Origin of the sequence: Novosphingobium sp. 18050 (assembly GCF_902706195.1) — a bacterium.
GTDB lineage: Bacteria > Pseudomonadota > Alphaproteobacteria > Sphingomonadales > Sphingomonadaceae > Novosphingobium.
The window spans coordinates 110,304-122,953 of record NZ_CACSJO010000008.1; the positions used below are offsets into that span (position 1 = coordinate 110,304).

Genomic DNA, 12,650 nt, shown 5'->3' on the forward strand with positions numbered 1-12,650 from the left:
TGTGCGCAGGCTACCTGAGCGCTCCGCTCAAAGCGGGATTTGGCACCGAGATCATCGGTGCGAACCTTGCTTCCATACGCAGCAAGAGGCGCAAGGTCAGTCCGGTGGCGGTCCCGCGACCAACCTTGTTATCCGCCCGCTGCCCCTTGCGCACCGGCCCCTTGTTCGACGACACTCGCCGTATCCGCGAGATGCATCGAATGTGGGTCAAGGGCGACCGTCCTCATTAAAAGCGGGTCTATTCAGGGGTATGTTATGAGCGTCAGTGTCTTCGGTTCCCTCAATCTCGACATCGCCCTGCGCCTGCCGGTCCGCGCCGCCTGGGGTCAGACCCTGCTGGTGGACGAGGGCGAGCAGGCGGTCGGCGGCAAGGGCCTCAACCAGGCGGTAGCGGCCGCACGCTTCGGGTCGAACACGCGCATGGCGGGCGCTGTCGGCGGCGACGCGGCAGGCGTAATGCTGCGCGAGGCGCTGGAGGCCGAGGGCGTCGATACCGCCCATGTCGAGGTGCTCGAAGGCCGGGGCAGCGGCCGTGCGACGATCCTGATCGAGCCGGGCGGCGACAACATGATCGCGGTGGAGGCCGCCGCCAATCTTTCCGCGCGCGCTTCGGTCGCGCTGGGGACGCTCGATGCCGAAACGCGGGTGCTGCTGGTCCAGCTCGAAACCGATATCGACGAGATCGCCGGGTTGCTTGCCGGCGAGCCGGCGGCGGCCGTGCGCAAGATTCTCAACGCCGCGCCGGCCGTCCCGGCGGGCTCGCGGCTGTTCGAGCTGTGCGACACGCTGATCTTCAACCAGACCGAATTTGCCGATTACCTCGGCCTCGACCGTGAGCCTGAGGGGCTGGACGACCTTCTCGTCTCGCGCCGGTTGCTGACCCGGCCCGATCAGGCTGTCGTGGTGACGCTGGGCGCGATCGGCTCGGCAGCGGTCTGGGCAGACCGGGCGATCTTCGCCCCGGCCATCCGTGCGGAGACGGTGGTGGACACCAGCGGAGCGGGGGACTGCTTCTGCGGCGTGATCGCGGCCTGCGTCGATCAGGGCATCGGGGCAGAGGAAGCCTTGCGACTGGCCAATGCTGCCGCGTCGATCTCGGTTGGGCGGCGGGGGGCGGCGCCTTCCATGCCGCGCCGGGCCGAAGTGGATGCTCTGGTCGCCGCGCTGGCCTGAGCGCGAAGGAATAAGGCGCTCACCGGCAAGAGCGTGCAATGCGGTGCGATAGAATGCGGAGACATCGGTCAGGCAACAGGAGGCAGTGATGGACATCGAGGCTAAGGACAGGGTTCACGCAGGCGGAAAATACCGACTGTTGACGGTCGAGAAGGTCAATCCAACCATCGGCGCCTATGTAAGCGGCGTCGACCTGACGCAGCCTTACGGTGAAGACGTGGCGGACGAACTGCGTCTGGCGCTGGCCGAAAATCTGGTGATCTTCCTGCGCGGTCAGCCGATCGACTTCGAAGCGCACCGCCGCCTCGCCGCCGTTTTCGGAGAGGCGCATGTCGCCCCCAGCACCAAGCCCTGGCGGGTGCCCGGCTTCGATGAAATCACGAAAATGCACGCGGACGAGAATTCCAAGTACGTCGCGGGCGAAGACTGGCACTCGGATATGAGCGCCGATCCCGAGCCGCCGATGGGCTCGATCCTCTATCTGCACACGATCCCTCCGCTGGGCGGCGATACCGTGTTTTCCAGCATGTATGCGGCGTGGGATGCGCTGTCGGACCGGATGAAGGCCCAGCTCGAAGGGCTGACGGCGATCCACGATGCGGTAAAAGCATTCGGCGCTTTGGTGCCCAAGGGGCAGGAACTGCCGTGCTCATCGCACCCGGTGGTGCGCATCCATCCGGTCACGGGGCGCAAGGCACTTTACGTCAACCGCGGCTACACCACCCGGATCGAAGGCATTTCCGAGCGCGAGAGCGAGGCGCTGCTGCGCTTTCTGTTCGATCACGTGCAAAGTCCGATGTTCCAGTGCCGCTTCACCTGGAGCCCGCACGCCATCGCCATCTGGGACAACCGCTGCGGCCAGCACATGGCGATCTGGGACTATTTCCCGCAAGTACGCTCCGGCTACCGCATCCAGGTCAAGGGCGAGCGGCCGGTCTGATCTGACGGCGAGTGCCGAAAATTGAAGGCCGGGGGCGTGCCCGCCCCCGGCCTTTTTTGTAGCCTTCGGTTAAGGCCGGGCCGTATCTCAGCCCTCGGCTTCGACTGCGACCAATGTGCCCTGGAACCGGGGCCTTGCGGCGGGCTTGCGCAGCACCGCCACCACGCAGAACAGCACTGCACTGACCGCTGCCAGCCCGAAGAAGATACCAGAGAAGCTGCCCGTCTGGTCCTTGATCGCTCCGCCGAGCGCCGGGCCCAGCGCCGCGGAAGTCGAAACCGCCATCATGATCGAGTACAGTTCCAGGGAGGCCTTCTGGCCGAAGTATTCCTGCAGCAGCATCACCGTGCTGACATAGCTGAAACCCAGTCCGCCGCCGAAGGCGATCATCCACAGGATCAGCACCAGCGGCCCATCGGCTACCGCCAGCAGCGCCGCTGAGAGGCCCAGGCATCCCAGCGAGAACATCGTCAACGCGCGCGCCGAGGTCTTCTCGCCAACGATCCCCGCCAACGCCGAGCCTACTGCGCAAACCAGCGCTGAAAGGCTGATGAGCTGTGAGGCGCGGTCCTGCGCGATGCCGTGTTCGAGGAGGTTCTGATAGGCGAAGCCGTGCGTGGTCGTGTTGATCGCCAGGCAGGCCGTATAGGCGCCGACCACGATCCAGAACTGCACTGTCCCCAGCGCCGCGCGCACGGTCCACTCGGCTGGCGCATTGGCGGAACGGGTGCCCGGTTCCTCGGGGCCGGCAAGGCGCAGGCGGCTGGCGACGATAGTGCTGAAACCGCCGATCACCACGGCGGCAAGGGCCAGCATCATCCAGTAGGCGCGCCAGTCCATTCCCGCCGACTGCGAGCTGTAAAAGAGCATCGGCCCGGCAACGGCGCCGAGATTGCCGATGGTGAAGTACAGGCCCAGCACCGTGGAGCGGCGCTTGAACGTGCTGGACAGAACGTGCACCGCAGGCACCGTGCCGCAGAAGCAGTAGCCCACGCCCAGCAGCGTCGTGCCCAGGTAATAAGTCATCACCCCGGTAGAGGCGTAGAGCAGCCCGAACCCGGCGAAGAGGATCACCGTGCCCGTCAGCAGCGTGCGCCCCACACCCAGCTTGCGGATGGTCCAGGCCGGGGCGAGGCTGATGATCCCGCAGGCGGTGCCAAGCAGGGTGAAGCCGAAGCCTGCCTGCGCCCACGACATGCCGAATTCCTGCACCATCGAAGGGATGACCATCCCCAGCGAATTGAAGGTGCCCGCCGAGAGCAGAAAGTACATCAGGCACAGCGCCTGCAGCACGATATAGACGAGCAGCCGCGTGTTCGTCGGTGCTTTCAAGGGCATGTTCATAGCGTGATCCCCAGCGGGCTTGAAGAGGAAGCGGCGGACGGGCTCATAGCACCGGCCACCGGCAGGGAACGGTCTTTCCGGCGCGCGCGAGGAGCGCCGGGGCGGTGGCTTCCACTTCGGCGAGGATCTGCTCCTCGTCGATGGTGGTCGCACGGTAATTGTCTACCAGACGCCGCCCGTCGACCCAGACCGAATGCACGCCGCGACCGTCAGCCGACCAGACCAGCTGGTTGACCACGTTGAGCAGCGGCGTCCATTCCGGGCGCTGGCGGTCGTGGGCCACGAAGTCGGCCTTTTTGCCCGGCTCAAGGCTGCCTATCAGGTGGCTCATCTGCGCGCCGGCTGCGCCGTTCAAGGTGGCGCATTCCAGAACGTCGTAGGCAGAGAACAGAATGGAATCGCGCCGCGCGTCCTTGAACAGTCCGGCAGTGATGTACATCGCGCGCATCATGTCGGCGGCGTTGCCGTTGTTGTTGCCGTCGGTGCCCAGCTGGATCGGAACCCCTGCCGCCGCCATTTCGGGGAACAGGCCTGAGTGGCTGGCCCCGTAAGCGCCCTTCATCGCCGTCATCGGGCAATGGGTGACGTGGGTGCCGGTGCCGGCCAGCAGGGCGACTTCCTCGGTATCGAGGAAGATCGCATGGGTCAGCGACAGATGATCTCCGAGCGCTCCGATCTCCGCAAGGTGGGCGATGGGGCGTTTGCCGGTCATGGCGAGGTAGAAATCGGGGTCCTGCGGGTCCGGGCTCATGTGCGCGGTGACGCCGGCGCCGTGGTCCCTGGCGAGGCTGGTCGCCGCGCGCCACAGGTCGTCGGTCGCGGTGGAATGGCCGACCAGCGCGGGCCATGCCGCCAGCAGTGGATCGCCGGCGCAGGAATAGCGCTCCACCTCGCGTTGCAGGGTGTCGATGGCCTTGGCGGTGAGCGCGGCCTGGTTCTCGCCCGGATCGAAGGCGCGGTCCTGCGCCCACTGGCCGATGCGCCCGCGAATGCCGGTTTCGGCAAGGCCGTCATGAACCGCGTGAAGGTCGAGGATGGTGCCGGCCTCGACGAAGCAGGTGGTGCCGGTGCGCAGCATCTCCAGCGCGGCGAAGCGGGCAGAAAGGCGCTCCTCCTCCGGCGTCTGGGCCATGTCGATGGGGATCAGCCAGCCCATGACATTGGTTTCCCAGTCTGCATCGTCAGGCACCGCGCCGCGTGTCAGCGGCTCGCCAGTGGTGTGGACGTGGCAGTTGACGAAGCCGGGGGTGAGCACGAAGCGCGAGCCGTCGATCACCTCGCGGGCGGAGACTGCGGCCTCAATTTCGGCGCTCGGGCCTACGGCGTGGATGCGGTCACCGATCACGGCAAGGGCGCCGTCGCGGTAGATGCGCCGCTCTGCGTCCATCGTGACGATCCAGGCGTGGCGGATCAGCAGGTCGACCGGGGTGCGCATCTCTTTCATGCGGCGTAGCTCGCGCGGGCCATGTCTTCCAGATGTTCGCCGATGGTGCGAAGCGAGCCGCGATCCGCGCCGGTCACGCAAGTCGGTGCTGTTTCCATGCGGTAGAGCGGTTCCAGTTCGAAGAATGTCGCCACCGAATTGCGGGCGCGGGCTGCGTGGTTGTTGCGCACGCGGTGGAGGTTGGCCTTGTATAGGCCGCCGGTGAAGCGCTCCATCATCTGACCTATGTTGATGACGAAGCTGCCGGGGATCGGCGTGGCCTCGATCCAGTCGCCGTCGGTACCCCGCACTTCCAGTCCGGCCATGTCGTCCTGCAGCAGAATCGTGATCGAGCCCCAGTCGGTATGCGCCCCGGCGCCAAGCAGGTTGCCGAGTGCGTCCTGCGGCTGCGGCGGATAGGATAGCAGGCGCACGCCCACTTGCGGATCGGCAAGGCCATCGGCGAACCAGTCGGCCGCAAGATCTACCGACAGCGCCAGGCACGCCATCAGGTGACGGCCAAGGCGGATCATCTCGGCCTGATACGCCTCCATCTGCGCGCGAAAGCCGGGGAGGTTTTCAGGCCATTGATTGGCCCCTTGCATTGGAAGGCCTGCCAGTACCCATGGATGGTGCGCCGGCAGGTCACGCGCGAGCATGAAGCTTTCCTTGAAGTCGGCGGCGGAGCCTGCGTCCAGTACCTGCCGGCCGGTGGCCTCGTAGCCACGGCGGCAAGGGGAGAGTTCCACCGAAACTGCCGCCTTGGCCGCTTCGTTCTGGGCGAAAAAGGCGAGGGTCTGGGCGATCTGGGCGTCCAGCAGGGCCTGCGGTACGCCGTGGCCGGTGACATAGAAAAACCCCGTTTCGCGGCAGGCACGGTGGATTTCGCGCGCGGCGCGAGCCTGTTCGACCGGGTCCGCGAAGCTGCCGGAAAGGTCGACCGCCGCGATGTGCGTCGCGGCGCGTGGGGGTTCGTAGGCGATCATGATCCCGTCGCCGCGCTCAGGCGGAAGGCATTGCCCTCCGGGTCGCTCAGCACGGCCTGATGCTGGCCGAACGGGGTGTCCAGCCCTTCACGCACCAGCGCCGCACCGTGCGCAACGGCGCGCTGTGCCCACTCGGACACGGCGGCGACCGAACCGCCGTCGAAGGTCAGGATCGAGCGGGTGCCGACCGGCTCGATCTCCGGCAGGTTGACGTAAGGGCGAACAGTTTCGGTCGCGAAGCCGATCATGCAGCCGCCGCCCCTGACCTCGCGGTAACGCTCGTCGCGTGAGGACAGGACTTCCTCCAGGCCCAGCGCATCGATGTAGAACTGCGCCAGCGCCGCGACATCGCGCGCGAGAAACGTGACGTAGGCGACGTTGAGTTTGGGCATCAGGCCGACCATGCCGCCACCACAGCCTCGGTCGTCACCAGCAGCGAGGTATGTTCGTTGAGCGCGGTCAGGGTGTGGACGTGCAGCGCTTCGTCGAAGCTGGCGCAGGCGTCGGACACCACGAAGGTATGGAAATCTCGGTGGAAGGCGTCGCGCGTGGTGGAATCGACGCAGCAATCGGTGGTGAGGCCGGTCATCACCAGCGTGTCGATTCCGCGCGCGCGCAGTTGCAGTTCGAAATCGGTGCCGTGGAAGCTGGAATAGGCGAGCTTGCCCACCTCGATGTCGCCCGGCTCGGGGAAGACGCGGTAATAGTCCTCGCCGCCGCTGCCGATGCGGCAGATGCCCTCGCTGCCCGGCGTGCCGCGGCGGGCCATCCAGGTCTTCAGGGCGGTGGAATCGGTTTCGGGCCGGGTCATCACGCGCATGAAGCCCACGGTGGTCCCAGCCTTGCGGGCGGCGGCGATAAGGGCCTCGATCCTGTCGATGGCCGCTTCGGCGGGGGACATGTCGGTGCCATAGCGGCCGATGAGCCCCTCGGGAGAGGCGAAGTCCACCTGTACGTCGACGACGATCAGGGCGGTGCGCTGCGGCGCGATCATCTCGCCCGGCTCGGCGATGTGGGGGAGATCAGCCATGGGTGACCGCCTCCATCGGTGTGGGCATTCGCGCAGGGAAGCGCTCGCGCAGCACTGGCAGCACCTTCTCGCCGAAGATCGGCAGCGAGGCGTGATAGTCGGGGAAGATCAGCATCAGCCCGTCGAGCGAGGTGTTCTCGAAAATCGCGCTCAGCCGCTCGATCACCGTTTCGGGCGTGCCCAGCACATGCGGGGTCATGAAGGTGGAGCGGGCCTTCTGGGTGAAGGCGTTTTCCTTGCCGATCTCGCTATCGAGGAAGCCGTAGGCGCGCATCATGCCGTGCAGGGCGCCTTCGTCGAATCCGGCGCGGAAGTGTGCGGCGGTTTCCTCGGCTTCGGCGTCGGTCTCGCCGAAGACCACCGTCATCATCGAATACGTGCGGATCTTCGCGCCCAGCGCTGCCGCGCCGGCCTTGGCATCGGCGCTGGCCCTGGCCAGTTCCTCGACGTTACCGCCCGAGAGGAACAGGGCGTCCATCTCGTTGGCGGTGAACTCGATCCCGACCTTTGACGTGCCGGCGCAGACCAGGAACGGCGGGCTGGCGGGCTTGGGGTCGGAAATGCAGTCGTCGAGGGTGAAATACTTGCCGTGGCTGGTGACTGAGTCTTCGGTCCACAGTGCCTTGATCGCCTGTATCCACTCGGTCGCGAGGACGTAGCGCTCGTCGTGGTCGACGCCTTCGGGCCATGCGCCCATCTGCGAGAATTCGCCCTTGTAGGCGCCTGTCACCACGTTGAGCCCGGCGCGGCCGTGGCTGATCTGGTCCAGCGTGGCGATCATCTTGGCGGTGACGGCAGGGTTCTGCAGGATCGTATGGACCGTTGCCCAGACCTTCACGCGGCTGGTCGCCTGCGCGAGCCCGGCCATCATCATCGGCGAATCCAGGCTGGCGCGCCAGTGTTCGGTCTCTCCGCCGTAGCCGCGGTATTTCGCCATCGCCATGATGAAGTCGAGGCCGATATCCTCGGCCAGCTTCGCGGCTTTCAGGTTGTAGTCGTAGGAGCCGTCGAGCGTGGGGGCGTTCTTCGACAGGATCCAGCCGCCGTTCGCCATCGGCATGAAAATGCCGAGATCGCGGCCGCCGGTGTCGGACGGCAGGCCGAATGTAGCCGGTCTGGATTGGCTCTGGCTCATGTGGCTCCCCTGAATGGTCGTGTTACTGCTGGGTGGAGGCTAGAATGGGGTGTGCCTGCGATCTTGTCACCCTGCGCCCGCGCTCTTGTCGGTGATCAAGATGCCGGGCGCGGGCGGCAAAGATGTGGCGGGGCCGGCCGCGGTACGCCACACGTCATCTTGCACGAGGGAGATCGAACGTGAGCAACTGGTTCATCACTGGCGTAAGCACCGGCCTCGGCCGCGCGATTGCCCGCGCGGCGCTGGCGGCGGGGGATACCGTGGTCGGCACTGTGCGCAGCGCGGGGGACGCAGCCTCGTTCGAGGCTCTGGGCGAAGGCGCCATCGGCATGGTGCTGGACGTGACCGATGCCGCCGCCGTCGCCGCCGTGGTCGATGCGGCCGAGGCGCGGACCGGCGGGCTGGACTTCGTCGTCAACAATGCCGGCCTTGGCTATACCGGCGCGGTCGAGGAAACCCCGATCGCGGATGCCAGGGCATTGTTCGACGTCAATGTCTGGGGCGCGCTGGCGGTGATCCAGGCGGCCTTGCCGCACCTTCGCCGCCGAAAAGCGGGGCATATCGTCAATGTCGGCTCGATCAGCGGCATGGCCTGCTGGAACGGCACCGGCATCTACGGTGCCAGCAAGTTCGCGCTGGATTGCATCGGGCGCACTCTGGCGCAGGAAGTGAACCCGCTGGGCATCAAGGTGACGAACGTGGCGCCCGGCGGGATGCGCACGGAGTTCGCCGCCTCGCGCCTGTTGGGGGCAGAGCCCAGCATCGCCGATTATGCCGAGACGGCGCATGTCGCGCGTGAGGTTCTGACCGGGCACCACGGCGAGGAGCCGAGCGATCCCGACCTTATTGCGCAGGCTATCGTGACGGCGGTGACGTCGCCCGAGCCTCCGCTGGTACTGCTGTTGGGCAATGATGCGCTGGGTTACGCCACGCGGGAGTTCGCGATGCTGGGCGAGCAGTTCGAGACGTGGAAGCACCTGACGACGTCGGTGGGTGCCTGATCCTGCCCGGTGATGAAGACATCAGGACGAGAACAAACTCTTCCTGATGACCGCGTGGACGCCCCAGTTGCCGTTCGCCACCTGGCTGATCCCGAAGTCCACACCCACCGACAGCAGCGAGATCGCCTCGTCCTCGGTGAAATCGCGCAGGGTCATCAGGAAGCGGCGGGCCTTGCGGAAGGCGTCGCGCATGGCGGCGTCGATGGAGCTTTGCTTGTAGACCTCGCTTTGCGCATTGGCGCCCAGTTCCTTGAGGTAGTCGGGGTGGGAGAAGCCCAGGATCACCCATTCGTCGGGCGTTTCGATCATCGGATAATCGATGTCGCGGATGTATTTGCGGCTGGTCTTGGCCGGGTGCAGGATGACCTGGATCACCGCCGTCATCGAACATTCGATGGCGGTGCCGCACAGTTCGCTATCGCCTTGGCTGGCGTGGGGATCGCCCATCGACAGCAGGCCGCCGGGAACCCCAACGGGCAGGAAGCAACTGGCGCCCTTGCCCAGCCGCCAGTTGTCGATGTTGCCGCCGAAGTTGGCGGGCGGGACGGAATCGATCAGTTCCGAATGAGCCGGCGCCAGCGCGATCACGCCGAAGTGCGGGCGCACCGGGATCGTCACGTCGCGCAGCACGTCGAAGTTGCGGGTGATCGTCTCGGGATCGACCGGGACGCCGGGATAGTCGTAGCGTTCGTGGACCACGCCCGAAGGGTCGGTCTGCGGGGTCCAGCGATAGGAGTAGACCGCCTGCGCAGTGGCCCGGCCGGGTTCGTCGTCCATCTCGTAGATGGTGATGACTTCGCGGTCCTTGGGTTCGGTAAGCAGGTCCTTGTAGTGGAAGCCCCAGTACGCGGCGACGTTGCTGCCGAAGGAGCGGCCCGCAAAGCGCGGGTTCTGGCTGGGGCGGGCCTCCATGTCGAGAATGCGCACTTCGATCACGTCGCCGGGGCGGGCGCCCTCTACCGCGATCGGGCCGGTGCAGATGTGGACGCCGAAGCCCTCACCTGGGCCGCGCCCCAGGGCCGAAGCGTCGAAGGGGCCGGCGCCGCGCCGTTCCACCGCCTTGCCCTCTGCGGTCCAGTGGAACACCGCCTCGGCGCCCGCATCGCCTTCGATCATGCGTTCGGCATCGTCGTTGGCGTGGTGGGTCAGGGTTTCGATGGTGACATAGTCGCCCGAACGGACTTCCAGCGCCGGGCTGAGCGAGCGGCTGAAATAGCCCCAGTGGATGGTGTCGGGCCGGGCGGGCAGGAAGTGGTGGCGGCGGGTGCGCGCGGCATCATCCAGCGCGGGCAGGGCGTCCGCGCCGGGCAGCACGCCTTCGAGTACGCTCGCGGGTTCGCGGTTTTCCAGCCGTACGTCGCGGGCCTTTTCCGGGCGGCCGCGCCGGGGGGCTTCGACTGAAGTACCCACGGATTCGGGTGATTTACGGTATTCGCGCGGGCTCATCCCGTACTGCTCGCGAAAGGCGCGGGAGAACGAGGCGCTGTCGTTGAAGCCCCACTGGAACAGGATTTCCGAGATCGAACGCTGGGCGTGCAGCGGGCTGCCAAGGTCCAGCCGGCAGCGTTCCAGCCGGCGCAGCTTGACGTAGTGGCCGAAACTCTCGCCGTGCTGCTCAAACAACTTCTGCAGGTAGCGCGGCGAGATATTGTGCTCTGACGCGATCTGGTGGGTGCTCAGGTTGGGGTCGGACAGCCGCATCTCGATCGACTGGAACACCCGTTCCAGGATCGCGGCGCGCCCGCCCGCCGCGCCGCCCAGCGCCTTGGCGGGGGCGCGGTCGAGCAGGGTGGCGGCGATCATCTCCGGCAAGGCCAGTTCGACCGGGCGGATCTGGTCGTCGGAAATGTCGAGGATGGTGTCGGCGACGGTACGCAGCAGGCTGGACATCATCCGGCCCACGGCGGTGTCGGCGATGAGGTCGCTGATCTCTGTCGGCAGCTGCGAGCGTGATTTCAGCGCCGGCAGGCTGTGCGGCACTTTGACGATGAGCAGGCGGAAATCGCCCCCGGCGCCAATCCGGCAGCGGGTGTCGCCGCCGCCATAGACCATGTCGCCTTCGCCGATTTCGACCGTAGCATCGCCGCTGGTCGCTGTAAGGCGGCCTTCGAGCAGGAGGACGAGCCAGAAACAGCGCGCCTCCTGCCGGAAGTCGAGTGTCAGGGCCTGGGCCGTGCCGGTGCAGCGGATGAACTGGATCTTCTGGCCGCTGGTGAAGCTGACGAGGTCGCCATAGATTTCCTCGTCGCCGGTATCCAGTTCAAGGCTTACACGCTGCAGTGCAAAACGCCAGGCTTCAAGCCGCTGGTCGTGCGGGTAGGCATTGGTAGTCAATCGCACGCCGGTCATGCCGGATTACCCTTGTTAATTAACCCTGAATACCGAGCCTAGTCGATCGCCTCGGCACCCGCCAGACGCTTGTGTGCGTTGCGGTAACGGTGGACCAGCCACTTGTTGAACTGGCCCTGCGCGCCCTCCTGCCAGGAGTAGCGGCCACGCGGCGCGAAGCGCGAACGCAGACCTTCCTGCACCAGTCCGTCGACATGCATGTCCTGCGCGATGATCTTGCCCGAGGCGGAAAGGTTCATGTCGAGCAGGTTCTCGAAATTGGGCTCGGCCATGGCGCCCGGCGCGAACAGGAAGCCGGTTTCCAGCTCGTGCGATTCCGGGCCATCCGGGCGCAGGATGAGGTAGATCACCATGTCGCTCATCATCACCAGCGATAGCGACGGTGGGACGTTGGCGAAGGTCATGCGGCTGCGGCCCTCGTCGGTCAGGCCGGGGAACACGGGCAGCACCGCGCGCTGGGTGGCGTTGAAGCTGGCGTCGGCGTGAAGGGTGCCGTTGAAGCGCAGGAACCCTGCGTCCTCCGGCTCGGAATGCGGGAATTCGGCGCGGCCCGATGGCACGAAATCGTGCAGCGGTCCGGCGTGGAGGCGGCTGGCGTGGTACCCGTCGTTGTTGTTCTCGAACATGACCTTCCAGTTCCACGGCAGCTTGGCCGCCGGGTCTGGCTTTGGTCCTTCGGCGTTGGCAAGGTCGTAGCCGGAGATCGCGTCCGCCACCTTGGTCAGGCGGGGGGCGAGCGGGGCGGCGTCCAGGTCGAAGTTGACGAAGATGAAGCCGTTCCAGATTTCGACGGCAAAGCGCGGCAGGCCGTTTTCCTTGCGATCGAAATTGCAGGTCTTGTTCATGGCCGGGGCCGCCACCAGCGCGCCGTCGAGCGAGTAGCTCCAGTGGTGATAGGGGCACAGGAACCCGCGCGCCTTGCCTGCACCTTCGGCGACGAGCATCGCGCGGTGCTGGCATACCGCCGACATCGCGTTGATCTCTCCGGCAAGGTTACGCGCAACGATGATGGGCTCGTTGACGGTGCGGGTGGTGAAGAATTCGCCGGCTTCCGCGATCCACGATTCGCGCCCCACACACTGCCACTCGTTAAAGTAGAGCGCGTCCTTCTCGAACTCGTAGAAGTCGGTGCCGGTGTAGCATTCCGGCGGAAGCGTCACCGCATCGGCAAGGTCGACCGCAGATGCGGAAAGGGATTCGATGAAGCTGTCTGACATCATGGGGGCGGGCATCGTTGGGGCGGACATGGTGTACTTCCCTGGTGTGTTT

At 66.1% G+C, this 12,650-nt stretch carries 11 protein-coding genes; 3 read left to right on the forward strand and 8 right to left on the reverse strand.

Annotated elements, in window-relative coordinates; translation table 11 throughout:
* The first annotated feature begins 255 nt into the window (after window positions 1–255).
* Together GVL61_RS10410 and GVL61_RS10415 are read left to right on the forward strand one after the other, a co-directional pair.
* A complete protein-coding gene (locus tag GVL61_RS10410) occupies window positions 256–1,173 on the forward strand; it encodes a ribokinase (protein WP_159979647.1) in 918 nt (305 codons plus the stop codon).
* An 88-nt stretch (window positions 1,174–1,261) separates the two neighbouring features.
* On the forward strand, window positions 1,262–2,113 hold the full coding sequence (locus tag GVL61_RS10415) for a TauD/TfdA family dioxygenase (RefSeq protein WP_159979649.1): 852 nt from the start codon (window positions 1,262–1,264) through the stop codon (window positions 2,111–2,113).
* Window positions 2,114–2,200: 87 nt separating this feature from the next.
* Here GVL61_RS10415 and GVL61_RS10420 read toward each other — a convergent pair whose 3' ends face one another.
* The 6 genes from GVL61_RS10420 to GVL61_RS10445 are packed head-to-tail and all read right to left on the reverse strand — an operon-like array spanning window position 2,201 to window position 8,031.
* Entirely contained in the window at window positions 2,201–3,457 is a 1,257-nt protein-coding gene (locus tag GVL61_RS10420) for a CynX/NimT family MFS transporter (protein WP_235037622.1), read from the reverse strand.
* A 43-nt stretch (window positions 3,458–3,500) separates the two neighbouring features.
* Window positions 3,501–4,901 (reverse strand): amidohydrolase family protein, encoded by a 1,401-nt coding sequence (locus tag GVL61_RS10425; RefSeq protein WP_159979651.1) that lies wholly within the window; start codon window positions 4,899–4,901, stop codon window positions 3,501–3,503.
* On the reverse strand, window positions 4,898–5,866 hold the full coding sequence (locus tag GVL61_RS10430; RefSeq protein WP_159979653.1) for an isopenicillin N synthase family oxygenase: 969 nt from the start codon (window positions 5,864–5,866) through the stop codon (window positions 4,898–4,900). Before GVL61_RS10430 ends, GVL61_RS10425 begins: the two co-directional genes overlap by 4 nt.
* On the reverse strand, window positions 5,863–6,258 hold the full coding sequence (locus GVL61_RS10435) for a VOC family protein (RefSeq protein ID WP_159979655.1): 396 nt from the start codon (window positions 6,256–6,258) through the stop codon (window positions 5,863–5,865). The genes GVL61_RS10430 and GVL61_RS10435 overlap by 4 nt, the downstream gene beginning before the upstream one ends.
* Window positions 6,258–6,896, reverse strand: a complete 639-nt coding sequence (locus GVL61_RS10440; RefSeq protein WP_159979657.1) for a cysteine hydrolase family protein — start codon at window positions 6,894–6,896, stop codon at window positions 6,258–6,260. Before GVL61_RS10440 ends, GVL61_RS10435 begins: the two co-directional genes overlap by 1 nt.
* Entirely contained in the window at window positions 6,889–8,031 is a 1,143-nt protein-coding gene (locus GVL61_RS10445; RefSeq protein WP_159979659.1) for an LLM class flavin-dependent oxidoreductase, read from the reverse strand. The genes GVL61_RS10440 and GVL61_RS10445 overlap by 8 nt, the downstream gene beginning before the upstream one ends.
* A gap of 179 nt (window positions 8,032–8,210) precedes the next feature.
* Between GVL61_RS10445 and GVL61_RS10450 the strand changes: the two genes are divergently transcribed.
* Window positions 8,211–9,032, forward strand: coding sequence for an oxidoreductase (locus tag GVL61_RS10450; protein WP_159979661.1), 822 nt, complete (start codon window positions 8,211–8,213; stop codon window positions 9,030–9,032).
* A 21-nt stretch (window positions 9,033–9,053) separates the two neighbouring features.
* Here the strand turns inward: GVL61_RS10450 and GVL61_RS10455 are convergent, their stop codons facing one another.
* Window positions 9,054–11,381, reverse strand: coding sequence for an acetamidase/formamidase family protein (locus tag GVL61_RS10455; RefSeq protein ID WP_200844739.1), 2,328 nt, complete (start codon window positions 11,379–11,381; stop codon window positions 9,054–9,056).
* A 38-nt stretch (window positions 11,382–11,419) separates the two neighbouring features.
* On the reverse strand, window positions 11,420–12,628 hold the full coding sequence (locus GVL61_RS10460; RefSeq protein WP_235037623.1) for an aromatic ring-hydroxylating dioxygenase subunit alpha: 1,209 nt from the start codon (window positions 12,626–12,628) through the stop codon (window positions 11,420–11,422).
* Window positions 12,629–12,650 lie beyond the last annotated feature (22 nt).